Annotated in this window: 16 protein-coding genes; 13 read left to right on the top strand and 3 right to left on the bottom strand. The window is 65.7% G+C overall.

Annotated elements, in window-relative coordinates:
* Positions 1 to 35: 35 nt before the first annotated feature.
* Positions 36 to 1,391, bottom strand: a complete 1,356-nt coding sequence (locus HYZ11_02585) for an MmgE/PrpD family protein (GenBank protein MBI3126474.1) — start codon at positions 1,389 to 1,391, stop codon at positions 36 to 38.
* Positions 1,392 to 1,676: 285 nt separating this feature from the next.
* Here HYZ11_02585 and HYZ11_02580 point away from each other — a divergent pair, with 285 nt between their 5' ends.
* Together HYZ11_02580 and HYZ11_02575 are read left to right on the top strand one after the other, a co-directional pair.
* Complete coding sequence (locus tag HYZ11_02580) at positions 1,677 to 2,765, top strand: Gfo/Idh/MocA family oxidoreductase (protein ID MBI3126473.1); 1,089 nt, start codon at positions 1,677 to 1,679, stop codon at positions 2,763 to 2,765.
* A 221-nt stretch (positions 2,766 to 2,986) separates the two neighbouring features.
* The gene (locus HYZ11_02575) at positions 2,987 to 4,063 is read left to right on the top strand and encodes a Gfo/Idh/MocA family oxidoreductase (GenBank protein ID MBI3126472.1); all 1,077 of its coding nucleotides are present in this window, start codon (positions 2,987 to 2,989) and stop codon (positions 4,061 to 4,063) included.
* Positions 4,064 to 4,168: 105 nt separating this feature from the next.
* On the opposite strand, the gene HYZ11_02570 is transcribed toward HYZ11_02575, so the two are convergent.
* Together HYZ11_02570 and HYZ11_02565 are read right to left on the bottom strand one after the other, a co-directional pair.
* On the bottom strand, positions 4,169 to 6,406 hold the full coding sequence (locus tag HYZ11_02570; GenBank protein ID MBI3126471.1) for an MtrB/PioB family decaheme-associated outer membrane protein: 2,238 nt from the start codon (positions 6,404 to 6,406) through the stop codon (positions 4,169 to 4,171).
* A gap of 53 nt (positions 6,407 to 6,459) precedes the next feature.
* Positions 6,460 to 7,299 (bottom strand): DmsE family decaheme c-type cytochrome, encoded by an 840-nt coding sequence (locus tag HYZ11_02565; GenBank protein MBI3126470.1) that lies wholly within the window; start codon positions 7,297 to 7,299, stop codon positions 6,460 to 6,462.
* Positions 7,300 to 8,054: 755 nt separating this feature from the next.
* Between HYZ11_02565 and HYZ11_02560 the strand changes: the two genes are divergently transcribed.
* The 11 genes from HYZ11_02560 to HYZ11_02510 all read left to right on the top strand — a co-directional run.
* The gene (locus HYZ11_02560; protein MBI3126469.1) at positions 8,055 to 8,507 is read left to right on the top strand and encodes a Rieske (2Fe-2S) protein; all 453 of its coding nucleotides are present in this window, start codon (positions 8,055 to 8,057) and stop codon (positions 8,505 to 8,507) included.
* A 6-nt stretch (positions 8,508 to 8,513) separates the two neighbouring features.
* Positions 8,514 to 9,623 (top strand): cytochrome bc complex cytochrome b subunit, encoded by a 1,110-nt coding sequence (locus HYZ11_02555; GenBank protein ID MBI3126468.1) that lies wholly within the window; start codon positions 8,514 to 8,516, stop codon positions 9,621 to 9,623.
* Between the two features lie 8 nt (positions 9,624 to 9,631).
* Complete coding sequence (locus HYZ11_02550) at positions 9,632 to 10,924, top strand: cytochrome c3 family protein (protein ID MBI3126467.1); 1,293 nt, start codon at positions 9,632 to 9,634, stop codon at positions 10,922 to 10,924.
* Between the two features lie 100 nt (positions 10,925 to 11,024).
* Complete coding sequence (locus HYZ11_02545; GenBank protein ID MBI3126466.1) at positions 11,025 to 11,369, top strand: cytochrome c3 family protein; 345 nt, start codon at positions 11,025 to 11,027, stop codon at positions 11,367 to 11,369.
* A 115-nt stretch (positions 11,370 to 11,484) separates the two neighbouring features.
* Positions 11,485 to 11,820 (top strand): cytochrome c, encoded by a 336-nt coding sequence (locus HYZ11_02540; protein ID MBI3126465.1) that lies wholly within the window; start codon positions 11,485 to 11,487, stop codon positions 11,818 to 11,820.
* Positions 11,821 to 12,247: 427 nt separating this feature from the next.
* Entirely contained in the window at positions 12,248 to 12,589 is a 342-nt protein-coding gene (locus HYZ11_02535; GenBank protein ID MBI3126464.1) for a hypothetical protein, read from the top strand.
* Between the two features lie 455 nt (positions 12,590 to 13,044).
* A complete protein-coding gene (locus HYZ11_02530) occupies positions 13,045 to 13,425 on the top strand; it encodes a hypothetical protein (GenBank protein ID MBI3126463.1) in 381 nt (126 codons plus the stop codon).
* A gap of 108 nt (positions 13,426 to 13,533) precedes the next feature.
* The gene (locus HYZ11_02525) at positions 13,534 to 13,956 is read left to right on the top strand and encodes a PA2779 family protein (protein MBI3126462.1); all 423 of its coding nucleotides are present in this window, start codon (positions 13,534 to 13,536) and stop codon (positions 13,954 to 13,956) included.
* A 136-nt stretch (positions 13,957 to 14,092) separates the two neighbouring features.
* Complete coding sequence (locus HYZ11_02520) at positions 14,093 to 14,971, top strand: PA2778 family cysteine peptidase (GenBank protein ID MBI3126461.1); 879 nt, start codon at positions 14,093 to 14,095, stop codon at positions 14,969 to 14,971.
* A gap of 454 nt (positions 14,972 to 15,425) precedes the next feature.
* Positions 15,426 to 15,836 (top strand): lytic transglycosylase domain-containing protein, encoded by a 411-nt coding sequence (locus tag HYZ11_02515; GenBank protein MBI3126460.1) that lies wholly within the window; start codon positions 15,426 to 15,428, stop codon positions 15,834 to 15,836.
* 393 nt (positions 15,837 to 16,229) lie between these two features.
* A partial coding sequence (locus HYZ11_02510; protein MBI3126459.1) for a glutamate synthase subunit alpha occupies positions 16,230 to 17,335 on the top strand: 1,106 nt, incomplete at its 3' end.

Below are 17,335 nucleotides of genomic sequence, written 5' to 3'. Positions count from 1 at the left end.
TCCTTTCGGCGCGGCGGGAGAGCCGCGGCCGGTCTTCAATGCAGCAGGGAGATCAAGGCCCGGATGTCCGGAAGGCGCTCCAGCCCGGTCAGCTTCCGGATGGCCTCGGCCGTCTTCTCCGGCCCGAGATGCCCGCCGGCGCAGTCGCGGAACTTGTCCTGGAGCTCCTCGTTCGTCAGCGGCGAGCCCGCGTTCCCGCGCGAGCCCTGCCGGCGGTTCTGCAGGGTGCGGCCGTCCCGGGTGCGGACGGTCACCACGGCCGGGCGGCCCGAGCCGGGAGTCCACGGGAGGTCGGAGAGGCGCACCTGCACCTTCTTCATCAGGGCCTGGATGCCGGGGTCGTTCACGGCGGCGTCGGTGAAGGTGCTGAGCCGGAGCTCTCTGTCCGCCACCAGCCGGGAGAGGATGTACTCCCCCGAGAACTTTCCCTCGAGGCCGGTCCTGGGCTGGTGGTAGCTGAGGTTCAGGTAGTTGGGCTCGGTGAGCTCCAGCTCGATCCGCTCGATGTCGGAGGCGGTGAGATTGGCGCCGTTCAGCAGATCGCGCAGGGCGTCCACGGCGGCGTGGGAGGACATGCAGCAGGGGTAGGGCTTGATGTTGTTCCCGGGCTTCTCCAGGGCGAAGGGGCGCCCCAGCGTCTCCACGATCTCGGGGATGCGGTGCTTGCCCTGGCCGCTGAAGGTGTCGCCGAAGCCTCTCTTGGCTTCGAGCACGTTGAGGTTCGCGGTGATCCCCGCCGCCGCGAAGGCCGCCGAGCGGACGCCGGCCTCGGCCGCGAGCCCGGCGTGGATGGGCTTCATCATGGTCCCGAAGTTGGTCCGGATGCCCGAGGCATGGGAGGCGGCGCAGCCCAGGGCGGCGCGCGTGCCTTCCACCCCCAGCCCGCGCAGGCGGGAGGCGGCGGCCGCGGCCCCCATGGGGCCGATGGTGGCGGTCGGATGCCAGCCGTTGTCGTAGAGGGCCATGTTCATGGCGGCCCCGAGCTTGGCGGAAACCTCGAAGCCGATGATGTAGGCCTCGAGCGCCTCCCGCCCGGACGCGCCCCGCGCCTCCGCCTGGGCCAGGACGGCGGGCAGGACCCCCACGCTGGCGTGGCCGTTGAGGAGCCAGTTCGAATCGTCGAAGTCGAGGGCGTGGCCCAGCGTGCCGTTGGCCAGGGCGGCCCAGGGGGCGGACGTCCTCACTCCCGTTCCCAGCACAGTGGCCTCGGGGGCGGCCCCCATCTCCTGCACGTACTGGGTGATCTTCCGGCCCACCGGCTCCGAGGCCCCCGCCACGGCCACCCCGACGGTGTCGAGGATCGCGCGCTTCGCCGAGGCCACCACCGGGTCGGGGATATCCTCTAGGCGCGTGTGGACGATGAACTCCGCCATCCGCTCGGTCGCGCTCATCTGCCTCCCCCCTGGATGAAATCCTGGACGCGGCCGGAGAAAAAGACGGGCACGGATGAAGCGGACGGCCGCACCGGCCCTCGTCCCGTCCGCGCATGGATTCGTCGGCTGGGGGCGAGGATGCCCCGGTTCGCCGGGGGCGTCAACGCGGGCGAGGTGCTGTCCCGGCCCGGGCGGATGGAACGCCCCGCGCGCGGGTAGGGCTTCCGTTGACACCCGCCCCCGCGCGGCATACAAAAGCCCAACGTTCCGCCGGATGCGCGCACAGGCGCGGGGGAGAGCCAAATGGCCGGGAAGCGGCTGGGGGTGGGGATCATCGGCTCGGGCCGCATCGGCACATTGCGGGCGGGCATGGCCTCCGCCCATCCCTCGGTGGACTTCCTCGCCGTCTCCGACAAGGACCCTCTCCGGGCCTCGGTGCTGGCCGAGAGCGTGGCGGCCCAGTTCAGCTCGGGCGACAATCTGGAGGTCATCTCCCGCCCCGAGGTGAACGCCGTCATCGTATCGAGCAGCGAGCCCGAGCACGCCCTTCCCGTGATCCAGGCCCTGGAGGCGGGCAAGCCGGTGCTGGTGGAGAAGCCCATCGCCCTGCGCCTGAAGGACGCGGACGCGATGGTCGCCGCCTCGAAGCGCACCGGCACGCCTCTCCACGTGGGCTACAGCATCCGCTTCCAGCGCCGCTACATCATGACGAAGGACCAGATCGCCCGGGGGAAGCTCGGGCGCATCGTGGGCGGCACGGGGCGGCTCTACAATACCCGCGCCCACGGCGTGCAGATCCTCAAGCGCTCCCTCGACGCCACCTTCGTGCAGGACGCGCTCACCTACCTCGTGGACCTCTTCGGCTGGTACCTGGAGGGGAACCGCCCCGTCGAGGTGTACGCCAAGAGCCACGGCGTGGTGTACCGCGACCTGGGCTACGAGGCGGACGAGGTGACCTGGGCCGTCGTGACCTTCGCCGACGGGGCCTCGGTGAGCATCGGGGTGGGCTACGCGCTCCCACCCAAGTACCCCATTCACGGCCGGGCCATCCGCCTGGAGGTACTGGGGGAGAAGGGGGTGGTGCTCCTCGACGAGGACCACAAGGAGAACATCCTCTACACGGAAGAGGGTTTCCCCCATGCCTACGTGCCGGGCATCGGCCTGGAGATGGTCTTCCTGACCAGCAACGCCTCGGGCAACGCCGCCCTGGGAGGCTATTGGGGCCCTCTGGGGGACGAGACGCGCGCTTGGCTCGACCACCTGGCCACAGGCAAGCCCGCCCCCCACACCACCGCCGAGCAGGCCCGGCAGACGCTGGAGATCACCCTCGCCATCGAGCGCTCCGCCCGCGAGGGGAAGGCGGTGATGCTGCCGCTGGAGGATGAGGATTAGAAGGCGCAGGGGCGGCCCTTGCGGCTGCCCTGATGAGGGCGCCACAAGGCCGCCCTTACAGGGCAGGTCCGCAAGGTTGTCATCCTGAGCGAAGCGAAGGATATCGGTTTTAAGAACCGATATCCTTCGCTCCCTTTGGTCGCTTAGAATGACAATCCGATAGGGTCTTCTCCAGGTAAGCGCCTAGAGCGGTACTCAGAACCGGCAGCGGAGGACGGACCGTGCAGGGCAAGCCCATCGGCGTCGCCGTCATCGGCTCGGGCCGCATCGGCACCCTGCGGGCGCACATGGCGGCGCGTCACCCCTCGGTGCGCTACCTGGCCGTTTCGGACAAGGACCCAGCCCGGGCCTCGAGCCTCGCCGAGAGCGTCGCCGCGAACTTCTCCACCGGGGACAATCTTGAAGCCATCTCCCGGCCCGAGGTGGACGCGGTCATCGTCTCCACCCCCGAGCACGGCCACGTCGAGCCTATCCTCCAGGCCTTGAAGCTGGGCAAGCCCGTCTTCGTCGAGAAGCCCCTCGCCCTCACCCTGGAGGACGCGGACGAGATAGTGGCGGCGGCGGAGGCGGCGGGTGTCGATCTCCGTGTCGGCTACTCCCGCCGCCACGACCGCCGCTGGATGGTGGCCAAGGAGCAGATCGCCCGCGGGCGGCTGGGGCGCATCCTGGGGGCGACCGCGCGGGTCTACAACACGCGCGCCCAGATGATGCAGATCCTCGAGCGCTCGCCCGGCGCGACGCCCGTGCTGGACGTGCTGACCTACTACGTGGACATGGCCTGCTGGTTTCTCGAAGGCAACCGGCCGGCCGAGGTGGTGGCGCGTGGCAATTCACACCTGTTCAAGGGGATGGGCTACTCCGCCCAGGACGTCACCTGGGCCATCGTCACCTTCGAGGACGGCGCGGTGGTGAACCTGGGGGTCTGCTATGCGCTCCCCGCGCAGTACCCCTCCCACGGCCAGAGCGCCCGCTTCGAGGTGCTGGGGACGGAGGGCGTCATCCTGCTCGACCAGGACAACAAGGACAACCTTCTCTTCACCGACGTGGGGGTGCCCCACGCCTACGTTCCCGGGCACACGGCCAGCATGGTGTTCATGCAGACCAACTCCTCGGGCGACTGGGCGCAGGGCGACTTCTGGGGCCCCATCGCCAGCGAGACGCGCTCCTGGCTGGACCATCTCGCGACCGGGCGGCCTTGCTCCCACACCACGGCCCGGGAGGGCCGGCGGACGCTCGCGGTCACGCTCGCCATCGAGGAAGCGGCCCGGACGGGCGAGGCGGTGAGGCTCGGGGACTAGACGGCCTTCGCATACGGGGCAGGCCGCTTCAATGTAAATGAGAGAGGGGGCCGTCTTCCGACGGCCCCCTCTTTGGTTCTTTGCGCTGCGTTGGGACGAAACCCCCTAGAATCTCCAGCGGACGAAGGCCGCCACGGTGTGGGCCTCGTAGTTGTCGAACCGATCGCCGAGGGTGTAGAGGCGCGTGCTGATGCCCGGATCGACCACCACGTCCACCCAGCGCTGGGTGAAGTCCACCATCTCGAAGCGCTCGTAGGCGTAACCCGCCCCGACCGAGAAATTCTTGGTCAGGTGGTAGTCCAGCCGGGTGGAGATCATCCACAGCCGGCTCTTGATGTCGGGCCAGTTCTCGGTGACGACGACGGTCGAGGCCGGGTCGTCCTTGGAGTTCCGGGTTTCGCCCACACTATAGGCGTAGGTCAGCTCGGTGCGGGAGGTGAGCTTCCTCTCCTTCGTCTTGTCCTCCCAGAGGAGGAACTCGACCCCTACGCGGACGACGTCGTAGTCGTCGGTGAACTTCATCGTCCAGGCGTCGATGTCGAGGAACCGGTCCACGAAGGGGGTGCCCGAGCCTGAGTTCTGCACCGAACGAATCTTGCCGTAGACCTGCTCGTGCGTGTAGGCGGCGAAGAAATTGACCCAATTGACCGGGGTCACCACCAGTTCGACGGCGGCATTCCAGAAGTGGCCTTCGTCCACGCCGTACTTGGCGCCGTAGTCCTCGGTCCCGACGCCGCCCTCGATGGTGATGGAAATCTTCTCGCTGGGGGTGATGCGCGCCATCAACTTGCCTTCGTGGCGCTCGCGCTCGGCGAGGTTGAACAGCCGCCTCTCCGCTTGCTGGGGAATGTTCTGGGCGATGTAGCCCGAGACGCTCCGGTCGGAGTAGATGTAGCTGGGCCGGATCATGAGCCAGTTGTTGGCCTTCCAGTCGAGGGCGACCTTGACCCGGTCTTCCTGGTTCTCCTCGGCGTGGAACTCGTTGTAGTCCGTTTTCCTCCATTCATAGCCGCCGTGGAGCTTGAGATCCCTGCTTAGGCGGTAGCTCGCGCTGAGGCCCGCATTCTGGCGGGTGTATCCGAGAAGTCGGGTTTCCTCCGCCTCATTGGTCACCTGGGACGTGTCGCCGACGGTATGGCCCGGGAATGTGATGCGCTTGGAGTTGTTCTCCAGGTCGTAGTAGCGGTAGCGGCCCGTGAGGGTGAGGTTGTGAATGGCCCGGTTCGTGAGGACAAGGTTGATGAGGGTCGGATTGATCTCGCCGTCCAGGCTCCGGCGGGGCAGGGCGAGGGTCGGGCTGGTGAGGGCGGTGTTGATGGTGTGAGGGACGAAGTCATCGTCCTGGAGGAACCAGCCATAGGAGGCGGTTCCCATGAGCCGTGTCTGGGCCGGCAGGTTCACCGCGCCCGAGATGGAGATGTAGTGGGCTTGGTTGTCCGGCTCCAGCGCGACCCGCGCCCGGGTCGATCCGCTGACGGCGTTGGCCCCCGCGCCCACGGTGCCGGCCGCGTCCGTCGAGCGGAAGGGGTTGTCGAATACCAGGCTGCTGTGGCGGTTCTCGAAAAGGGATGCCTCGTAGGCCAGCTCGAGGGAGTTGCCCGCCCGGGCCCACTCGAGGGCGAGCCGGACCTGGTCGTGGCGCCAGTCGATGGGCACCGGGATTTCGATGACCGGCCTACCGCCGGGGCTGCTCCCGAACAAGAAGCTTTCGGGCTTGGTGCCGTCCCAGCGCTCGTTCTTGTAGTTGGCCCGCACGTTCCAGTCCGGCCCCAGCTGGTGCTTGAACTTCACCTCGCCCCAGTCGCGGTCGAAGCCGACGACCTCCCTGTGTCCTCCACGGAAGAGGCTGTTGACGTTGGCGACCCAGTTGGCCGCGCCGCTTCCCTGGATCAAGGCCCGGGTGGCGGGATCGATCGTGAGGGCGTTGCCCCCCACGCCGGAGTAGGGGGTGATGGCCTGGTTCTTGAATATGTGCTGGAGCTCATGCCACTCCAGGTCCAGCCGGTACAGGCCGGGGGAGCCAAGCGAGAAGCGAAGGGACTGGTCGTTCTCCAGGAGATCCAGGGCCCGAAGTTCGTAGTAGAAGCCGGGCCGGTCGATGTCCAGCTTCACGTCCGTCAGGAACAAGCCCTGCGGGATGTCCCGAAACTCATTGTAGCGGCCGCTCCGGCGCTCGCCGTAGATTTGGCGCGCGCCGCCTTCGATTTCGCCCGACAAGGTGTAATTGCCGATCTTGAACGCTTGGGCGTCGGCCGGTTGGGCGTCCGCCGGCGAGGCTAACGTCAGGGCTGCGGCCGCGAGCAGCCCGATTATCCTTGTATTCCATGCCACCCTCGGCATCATCTCAAGCTCTCCTTACGGCTGGGGCGTCCCCAAATGGGCCCGGTTGAAGTCCCTTACCTGAGGAAGAAGTTCCCCGAGGGATGGTTCGACCCGTGGATCCGTCTGTGGCAATTCACGCAACCCGCGTTAAATGTGAAGATCGTGTTGGCCAAGCCCGCGGAGGATGGATGGCGCCCCTCCACATGGCACGACTGGCACAGCCTGGGCCGCCGGATTTTGAGGAGGTTGTCGTTGAGGGTGCCGTGGGGCTCGTGGCAGTTGACGCAGCTCTCGCGAACCGGGTCGTGCTCCCAGAGGAAGGGCCCCCGCTTCTCGGGGTGGCAGTTGTAGCAGGTCTCGTTGACGGAGTTGCCCTTGAGGAGCTTCTCGGTCACCGTCCCGTGGGGGTTGTGGCAGTTGGAGCACTGGGTCGCGCCGTCCCGCGTGGCCATGTGCGAGTTGCGGAAGGTCTGGGCCTTCCGGACGAGGTGGCATTGCGAGCACGTGTCGTTCTGGTCCTTTCTCGCGAGGGCGAAACGGTCCGAAACCTTCTCCATGATCCTGTGGCAGCTGACGCAGCTCACGTCCCGCGAGTTATGAGGGCTTCCCCGCCAGTAACGGCGGTCGCCGCTCTCGTGGCACTTGAGACAGGGCGCGTTCTGGGTCTCGGCGGTTTCCGCCCCGTTTCGGAAGGTGACCTGGATTCCTTTCCCCTTCCCGCCGCCGGCCGCGACGTGGGCGGAGGCGGGCCCGTGGCAGGTCTCGCAATCCACCTTCTGCACATTGGCGGGCGAGGTCATCGTCTTGCCCATCAGCGTCTTGTAGTAGCTCTCGACCTGTTTCTTGTGGCAGGCGATGCACACCTTGTCGCCCACGAGCTGGGCCGGCGCCGTCGCGGCCGCCTGGGCCGTCATCTGAGGCTTGGGAGTGACGGCGGCCGCCTTGGGCGGGGTGGAGGCCGGGGAGGAGGAGCCCGGGCTGGACGTGCACCCTCCCACGGCGAGCAAAACAGCGAATAACAACACCGGTAAAGCCATACGCGCGCCCCCCATTTGCCGAATTGCCGAATTGCCCGAATGAAAGATTGCTGCCTGATGCAAGGCTCCCCTTGCGGGGAACCCCGAACGCTTTCCGCCTGTGCTCCCGCGCGCCGCGCAGGCACAATCCTCGGGTGCTGCTCTGGGTGAGCCGCCGGATCGATAAGGAGGGCCGTTACTTTATTGCGACAGGAGAAAATTAAGGGATTTGGCCACCCAACGCAATAAGATTTTTTGACTCGTTTATCTGCAATCGCCTCACTTGTTCCGCCAAATGGGACATCATTTTGAAAATGGCGATGTTGCAACAAAGAAAGCCTTGCTCAAATTGAATGTTATGTTATGGTTAACTTATAAAAATATAAATGAGGACTTTGAGAAATGTTTTTCTGTTGACATCTGAATTTGCGTTTCATATGTTCAGACTCGGCCCTCCTATTTAATATCCCCTACATTCCACTGTGCCTCGTGCATGTGGGGGTGTTGCGTTTTCGTATTGGCAGGTGCTTTTTGGGGCAATCTCCTGCGGGCCGAAATCGAACCCGCGGCGGGTCCGGCGGCCTGCGGATGGCACGGCATGGTGGAATTGGCTATATAGAGCGGATTATCCCCGATCGGGAGGGCATTTCTCGATGGCGGCGGAAAGCCGGTTCACGATGACGCGACGGAGCATCCTGGACTATTTCCTCGGGGGCGGCTTCCTGGCCCTGCTCGGCACCATGTTCTATCCCGTCTTCCGCTATATCCTCCCCTCGCGTTTCGCCGTCACGAGCGTCGACAGCGTCCGCGTCGCCGCGAAAGCGGAGATCAAGCCCAACACGGCGAAGATGTTCCGCTTTGGCGGCTCGGTCGGGATCCTGGTGATGATGCCCTCCGGCGAGTACCGGGCCTTCAACGCCATGTGCACCCACCTCTCCTGCACAGTCCAGTACCGGAGCGATTTGGAGCATCTGTGGTGCGCCTGCCACAACGGCCACTTCGATCTGTTCGGGCGCAACATCGCGGGCCCGCCCCCTACCCCGCTGACGGCCTACGACGTGGCCGTCCGGGGCGACGACATCTTCGTTTCTGTGCGGAAGGCGTGAGACTCCATGGCCACGACCTCTGAACCGAAGCGCGCGGGCGGGTTTCCCGAGGGCAGGTTCGCGGGCTTGGCCGCCTGGCTCGAGAGCCGCATGCCGCTCTCGGGTGTCCTCGAGTTCCTCCGCCACAAGGAGGTTCCCTGGCACAAGGGCACCTTCCTCTACCTGTTCGGCGGCATCGCCCTGCTGCTGTTCGGGGTGCAGGTGGTCACGGGCATCCTGCTGATGTTCTATTACGTGCCGGCCGCGGACCAGGCGTACGAGAGCATCCTCCTCATCTCGGCCCAGGTCCCCTTCGGATGGCTCATCCGCTCCATCCATAGCTGGTCGGCCAACCTGATGATCCTGGCCCTGTTCATCCACCTGTTCAGCGTGTACTTCATGCGGGCCTACCGGCCCCCGCGCGAGCTGATCTGGGTGTCGGGCTTCATCCTCCTCGTGCTGTCCATGACGTTCGGTTTCTCCGGCTACCTGCTTCCCTGGACGAAGCTCTCTTACTTCGCCACCAAGATCGGGACGGATGTGACGAAGGTCATTCCGGTCGTGGGCGAGGGGATGCGCAACTTCCTCCTGGGGGCGAACGAGATCAGCGGGCCCACCCTCACGCGGTTCTTCGCCCTCCACGTCGCGATCCTGCCGCCGATTTTCACGATCGTGCTCGGTCTGCACCTTCTCCTGATCCAGCTCCTGGGCATGAGCCAGCCCATCGGAGGCGCCAAGGGGAAGGGCATCCCCTTCGTCCCCAACTTCGTCCTCCGCGAGAGCATCGTCTGGGTAATCGTGCTGGGCCTTCTCGCCGTCCTCTCCGTGTACCTCCCGTGGGAGGTGGGAGAGAAGGCCGATCCCCTGGCCCCCGCTCCCGCGGGCATCCGGCCCGAGTGGTTCTTCACGTTCATGTCCCAGTCGCTCAAGTACATCCCCCCCAAGGTCCTGGGAATGGAGGGGGAGGCGCTGGGCATCTACGCCATCGGCGCCGGCGGGCTGATCTTCTTCCTGGTGCCCTTCTGGGATGGCTGGGCGCGGCAGGGGAAACGGCACTGGCTCGTGACGGGGTTCGGGGCCGTCGTGATCGTCTTCCTGGTCACGATGACCTTGCTGGCCTATCTCAAACCCTATTGAGGCCTTTCATGCGCGCACGCTCCTGGATGAAACAGGCGCTCTGGCTCACCGGGGCCTCGGCCGTGCTTCTCCTCGCCTCCTCGGACGCCGGCGCGGCGGCCCCCGCGGCCCCCAGGGTCGATACCTGCGTCCAATGCCACCGCGCGCTGCCCGCGAAGCTCGGCGCCCCGGCGGCGGCGATGGCGAACGACATCCACGCGCAGAAGGGCCTCTCCTGTGTCAATTGCCACGGCGGCGATCCTGCCTCCTTCGACATAAAGATCGCCAAGTCCAAGGAGAAGGGCTACATCGGCCGGCCCAAGCCCGCTCAGATACCCGCCCTGTGCGACAAGTGCCACGGCGACCTCGCCTTCATGCGCCGCTTCAACCCCTCCATCGCCGTGGATCAGTTCAAGGCCTACCAGACGAGCGTCCACGGCAAGCGGCTGGCCCAGGGGGACGTGAAGGTGGCCACGTGTGCGAGCTGCCACGGGGCCCACGGCATCCTGCCGGCCGCGCACGCCAATTCGTCCGTCTACGCCCCGAGCGTCGCCAAGACCTGCGCCAGGTGCCACTCCGACAAGGAGTACATGAAGGACTACAAGATTCCCACGAACCAGCTCGAGAACTACCTGCAGAGCGTGCACGCCGATCTCCTGATCAACAAGCGGGAGCTGTCGGCGCCGAGCTGCAATGACTGCCACGGGAACCACGGGGCCTTCCCGCCCGCCGTGGACTCGGTGAGCGGGATGTGCGGCCAGTGTCACGTGAACAACCGCGACCTGTTCGTCAAGAGCCCGCACAAGGCGGCCTTCGAGAAAATGAAGGTGCCCGAGTGCGTCGTCTGCCACTCGAACCATAAGGTGGTGCGCGTGTCGGAGGAGATGATCGGGGACACCCGGCCCGCGCTCTGCGTCATGTGCCATCCGCCGGGCTCCCAGCCACTGAAGGTGGCCGCCGGCATGCGGAAGCGCATCGAGGATCTCAAGGGCCTGATCCAGCGCGCCACCTCAGAGCTCGACGCCGCCGAGCACAGGGGCATGGAAGTCTCCGAGGCCAAGTTCAGCATGAAGGAGGCCCGGACCACCCTCATCAAGGTGCGAACCCAGGTGCACTCCCTGGCCCTGAAGGAAGTGGAGAAAGAGGCCGAAGGGGGCACGAAAATCGCGAAGTCAGCGCTGGCGACGGCCCTCGCCGCCATCGAGGAGTTCTACGCCCGGCGGCGCTGGGTCATCCTGCCCATCATCCTGACGGTCCTCATGGCGGGCCTGCTCTTCCTGAAACTCCGCGAAGTGGAGGGGGGCCCCCGGGGACGGACGTAAAGCCTGCTGTTCTTTTTCGATTCGGGATGTAGGATAAACTTGAAGTGAGTTTCGGGCGGCCGAGCCGAAGAAAGGGCAATCTAGGAAAGGGAGGGAAGCCATGCACAGTTGGAGGCTCTGGACTTTGGCTGCTGTCGCGGGCTTTGCCGTCTTTTTCAGCACTGTCGCGGGTTATGGCCAGATGCCGGTGCCGCCGGATATCACCTTCAAGCAGACGAAGGATTTCACGCCGACCGTCTTCAGCCATAAGATTCACGCCGCCAAGAATCCCGACTGCACGGCCTGCCATCCCCAGATTTTTCCGATGAAGGCGGGGGGCACGCTGGAGGGGAAGCCCATTCCCCTGGCGGACATGATGGCGGGAAAATATTGCGGGACCTGCCATAACGGGCAGAAGGCGTTCCTGATGACAGACTGCGTGAAGTGCCATCCGCCGAAGAAATGAGCGTCCAGGACCGGTGAAGATGAAGAGGGTTTCCCATCCGGCGCCCGCTGCAGGAGGCTCAATCGCGCCTTCCTCCCGCGGGCGCCGCGGCGTTCCGGCCGGAGCCGCCATCCTCTTGATGCTGATGCTCCTCTCCCACCTTGTTCCTGGCGCGGCCTTCGCCGCCCGGCCGGACCCGGCGCGGGGGAAGGAGAAGTACCAGCAGCTCTGCGCGGCCTGCCACGGCCCCTCGGGCAAGGGCGACGGGCCCGCGGCGGCGGCCCTCAACCCGAAGCCGCGCGACTACACGGACAAGAAGTTCTCCATGTCGGACCAGGCGATGCACGACGTCATCAAGCGCGGCGGCGCGGCCGTGGGCAAATCGCCCGTGATGCCGGCCTGGGGGCAGGCGCTCAGCGACCAGGACATCCGGGACGTCATCGCCTATATCCGCGCCCTCGCGCGCAAATAACGCTTATCCCTCCGGATTTTCCTGCTGGCCCCCGGCCCCCCTGGACCGGGGGTTTTCATGTTACAATCATGTTCCAAGACCACCCCACTGTCTCCCCCTCCTCTCAAACCGGCCAGCCGGTTTGGGGACCCGGCGAAAGAGAGGGGAAGGAAAATAACCGCCCCCTTTGGGGAGGCCGCCGCCGGCCCGTCCTCCGCAGCGGCGGTGCTGCCGCCGCGGAGGTGGAAGCGGGCTTCGCGAAGCCGGGAGGCGCAAGGAGGGGCGGGGAATCCGACCACCCGGGGATCAGGCAATGAACATGCGGTCCTTCCTGGTTTCGCTTCTCTTCTTGGCACTCCCGGCCCTTTCGGGCGGCTGCGCGGGAGCCCCGCCGCTCAAGGCCTTTCAGGGGCATCCGCATACGACCATTTCGGGTGCCCCCCGGCAGATGGTGGTCGAACGGCTCATCAGCGCCATGCAGAGCCGCCGCTACGAGCTGAAGCACTATACCTTCCTCCGGGATCAGGGGTACCGGATTCAATTCGTCAAGGATGAATCCGGCGCCGCCGGCGGGCTCATGCTCAGCCTGCTCGAGCCCCCCGCGGCCGCGCGCCTGGGGGTCGTGTATGAGGTGCGCGAGTCGGGGGAGGGGCTTCGGATCTCGGCAAGGGTGGTGGCGGAAGAAGCCTCTTCCGCGCCGGACGGAAAGGCGCGCGAGCTCATCAACGCGGAGAATCACCGCATCCAGGAAATCCTGGCAGGCCTCAAGGCGGCCATTGAGGGAAAGTAACTGGGGCGGTTTTCGCCCGGCCGCGCCTCCGCCGGATGAGCGGGGGACGAAAACGCCCAGCCTGATCTGAAATATCCGCCGAGCCTGGGCCGGCCGGCCCGTCCGCCGATTTGCCAGAATGGCATGAAGCCGCCGCGGATGGATGCCATTTTGTCGTTTCCGCGCGGCCGCGCTTATCAGGTCTTTCCCCCTTCGATTCCCGCGAATGCATTTCAATTCCCGCCCCGGTCCCGCTTCGCTTCCGCGCAGGAATGGATATTGCTCTGAAGCATATGCGGCAGTGATGGAAAAGGACTAGAAGTGCGCACCGTGTTTCGCCTATAGCAATGGCCAGCGGACTCCTGGAGGCGAAACTCTCCCCCGCCGGGACCTCTGTCCCTGATCCATCGCGCCGCCGGCTCCTCTCCCGCCGCCGTTCTTTCCCTGACATGAAAACCATTCAATCACACCTGCGCATGGCGGTATTTCTCCTGATGGTGTTCCCCCTCGCCGCTCTGGTTCACTCGATCTCCGGCGCGGCCGAGCCCGATCCGCTGCGCCAGGGGGCGGCCAAGATCGTCGAGGCGTCCCTCCAGCCGGCGGAATGGGCCGTCATCCACAGCCTCCGGCAGATGGGTTTCCAGCTCAAGGAGCTCAAGGGGAACGAAGAGGGCAGGGTCCTCCGGGCCGAGGGCGAAGACCGAGAGGTCGAGATTCAGCTCGAAGGGCTCGCCGGAGGCAGGACCCTCATCCGGGCCGCCGTCTTCCGGTACTTCTTCATGGATCGGGAGGCGGCCGCGAGGATCGTGGATCGCGCCGAATGGCTCCTGGATTCGAATTTCAAGAGAGGCGCGTGAGGTTAACGCGCTGCCGCTTCACCACGCCTCGCCTCTTCCGGGGCGGATGCGGACTGGCGGGAGAGCCGGAACCTGCGGTCGGCGTCGTTTTGATTCAGGAGACCGATGATGAAGAAGTTGGGACGCAAGATGAAGGCCGTCGCACTCGTTTTGTCGGTCGCGCTCATCGGGGCGCAGTTCACCCTGAACTCGGCGGAAGCCTCGATGATCCGCACGGAGCAGATGCTGGCCAAGGCCACCACCCAGGACAGCCCCGGCGACCGGGAGAAGATCCGCCAGTTCATGGCGCGAGAGGACGTCCGCGCCCAGATGAAGACCATGGGCGTGAATCCCGACGAGGCCGAGATGCGCGTGGCGAGCCTGTCCGACGCCGAAGCCGCGAAACTCGCCGGCCGCATCGACTCCCTTCCCGCCGGCCAGGGCCTGGGCGAAACCATCCTGATCGTCGCCCTGGTCGTCTTCATCGTCCTGCTGATCACCGATCTGGTCGGCGCGACCCGGGTCTTCCCGTGGACGCGGCCGGTCCGCTAACGCGCATCGCATGAGCCACTTGGAGAGGAGCCCGAGCCTCGGCAACCCGGCTTTGGGACTTGTGCTGACCTTGGTCCTGGGCGGATGCGCCTTCACCGCGCCCCAAACGGACCGTTTGCTGACGGAGTGGAATTCTGTGACCAAAGCCAAGGCCGAAATCACGACCGTGCCCTTCTTCCCGGACGATAAGTTCTACTGCGGTCCCGCTTCTCTCGCCATGGTCCTGAACTGGACCGGCGACCGGGTGAGCCGGGACGCTCTCGTCCCGATGGTCTACACGCCCGGGCGGAAGGGCACGCTGCAATCGGAGATCATCACCGCGGCCCGCCGCCGCGGCCGGCTCGCCTATCCCGTCTCGACCCTCAAGGAGCTCTTGCGGGAGGTGAGCTCGGGCCATCCGGTCATCGTCCTTCAGAACCTGGGGCTCTCCTGGTATCCCAAGTGGCACTACGCCGTGGTCGTCGGGTACGACCTCGCCGAGAAGAACGTCATTCTCCACTCGGGCGTCGAGAAGGAGACGCCCATGCCCCTGCGCCTGTTCGAGCTCACCTGGGCGCGGGGGGATCATTGGGCCGTGGTCGTCCTCCTGCCGGGGACCCTCCCGGAAAGCGCCGTGGAGCGGAATTACCTGAACGCCGTGGTCGGCCTCGAGCGCGCCGGGCAGTGGGAGGCGGCCGCGTCGGCGTACCAGGCGGCCCTCAAGCGATGGCCGAGCAGCCTGGCCGCGCTGATCGGGCTGGGGAACAGCCGGTATGAGATGAGGGATCTCGCCGGCGCCGAAAAGGCATTTCTCGAGGCCATTCATATCCATCCCACCGCCGCCCCCGCGTACAACAACCTCGCCCAAGTGCTCGCGGACACCGGACGGAGAAGGGAAGCCCTCCTCCACGTCGAGCGGGCGATCATGCTTGGCGGGCCCATGAAGCCGTTCTTCTTGAAGACGCGGGAAAAGATTCAAGAGAATGGGGGGACATGGCAAGATGAGGACCTTCCTGTGCTGGAGAAGCATATGTAGCGTCTGCGGGATTTTCGCCGCCGCCTCCATGCCGCTCATGACCGCCTATATGGAGCTCTCCGCCGACCTGGGCGAGGCGTCATCCGCGCAATCGGAGGCCGGCCAAAAGCCTCCGCCTCTCTCCGAAGGAAGGACCATCCGCTACCCCGCCATGCACAGGGGGATCGAGTTCCCTCCGGCAGCGGCCGCGCCAGTCGACGCGGCGCTTCTGTTCGTCCCCCGGCCCGCGGGCGGCGCGGCGGAAAAGGTAGAGAGAAAGAGCCCGGCCAAGTCCGAGCTGGAAATATCGGCGGCCGAGGTGGCGCGGAAGACGGAGGCGGAAGGCGCCCCTTCCGGCGAGGAAAGTGCGCTGGCCAGCCTCCCTCCGGCGGTGGAGTCGCCGGAGGAGACGCTCCTGGCCGTGAAGGCGGAAATCCCCAAGCCCGCACCCCCCCCCTCCCTCAAGCGCGCGGTCATGAGCGAGGTGGAGATACAGATCCTGATCCACCGCATCGCCTCCTCCCACGGCCTCGACCCATTCCTGGTGGAAGCCGTCGTGCGGATGGAAAGCATGTTCGACCCCAAGGCCAAATCCCCCCGGGGCGCCATGGGGCTGATGCAGCTCACCCAGCAGACGGCCAAGTACCTGGGCATCGAGGATCCGTGGGACGTCCGCGAGAACCTCGAGGGCGGCATGCGCTACCTGAAGGAGCTCCTCGCTCTGTATCCGGAGAGGCCCGAGCTCGCCCTGGCCGCCTACAACGCCGGGCCCTACGCCGTGAAGCGGCACAACGGCATCCCTCCCTACGCAGAGACCCGTCTGTACGTGAAGCGGGTGATGGCGGAGTACCGGCGCCTGATGCGGGAGGCCCGCCTGCGCTTCTGAGGGGCCGCCCGCGCAAACTCCCTGTTTCAATCCGCGAGAATCCTTGCTCCGGGGGCCGACGACCGGGAGCGGGCCCGTTTTTTTTGCCTTAATTTGAAGTTACCCGCGACGACGTTCCACCCATCCCTCCGAAATGCACAGAACCTATCCGCATAACCCATTGATTTTAAGTCATATAAATTCGATCGGGGCCGTGCCGGCCCCAAGTATAATTAGTTTTTCTAATTATATGTATAAGAAAATTTAGCTTGGCTTATGGTTGTCCGTTTGCTATAAAATCAACTTGCGCCGCTGGACTGGGTAGTCTCCCTGATAGTCAATTCCACCACAGTGTGATTGGCGCACGGGGCGGGCGGCGGAGCCGTTTCCTCTTCACGCATGGGTGAGCCCCACATGAGCCAGCCGCTGATTCCCCCGCCGCCCCAGGGCCTCTACGACCCCGCCCAAGAGCACGACGCCTGCGGCGTCTGCTTCGTGGTGGACATCAAGGGCCGCAAGTCCAGGCGCATCATCGACATGGCCATCACCGGCCTGGAGAACCTCTCCCACCGAGGTGCCTGCGGCTGCGAGGAGAACACCGGCGACGGCGCCGGCATCCTCATGCAGATGCCGGACAAGTTCCTCCGCAAGGTGTGCGACGCCGAGGGTATCGCGCTGCCCGATCCGGGGCGCTACGGGGCGGGCCTCGTCTTCCTGCCCCCCGACCCCATACAGGCCAACTACTGCCAGACGCGGTTCGAGGCCATCGTCCGGGCCGAGGGCTGCGATCCCCTGGGCTGGCGGGAGGTGCCCTCCGATCTTTCGCCCGTCGGCCCGACGGCCAAGGCCGGGGCGCCCCGCTTCCGGCAACTCTTCATCGGCGGCTTCGATCCCAAGGCGGGGCGGATGGACATCGAGCGCAAGCTCTACGTCATCCGCAAGCAGATCGAGCACGCCATCGCCAAGAGCGACCTGACCGAGCGGCTCTTCTTCCACATCCCCAGCCTCTCGGCCCAGACCATCGTCTACAAGGGCATGCTGACCAGTCACCAGCTCGCCCAGATCTTCGGCGACCTCAAGGACCCCGACATGGAGACGGCGCTGGCCCTCGTGCACTCGCGCTTCTCCACCAACACCTTCCCGTCCTGGCCGCGGGCGCATCCCTACCGCTACCTCTGCCACAACGGCGAGATCAACACCCTGCGCGGCAACATCAACTGGATGCACGCCCGCGAGGCGCTCTGCCAGTCGGAGCACCTGCCCGAGCTCGAGAAGCTCCTGCCCATCGTCATCGAGACCGGGAGCGACTCGGCCATGTTCGACAACGTGCTCGAGTTCCTCTACATGGCGGGCTACGAGCTGCCCCACGCCATGCTCATGATGATCCCCGAGCCGTGGAGCGGCCACGAGTCCATGGACGAGGAGCGCAAGGCCTTCTACGAGTACCACGGCTGCATCATGGAGCCCTGGGACGGCCCGGCCTCCATCGCCTTCACCGACGGCACCACCATCGGCGCCGT

The organism is Candidatus Tectomicrobia bacterium, assembly GCA_016192135.1.
In the GTDB taxonomy this organism is placed as follows: Bacteria; UBA8248; UBA8248; order UBA8248; family UBA8248; genus 2-12-FULL-69-37.
Note: the sequence above shows the minus strand (reverse complement) of the source record. Positions and strands in the feature narration are given on the sequence as shown.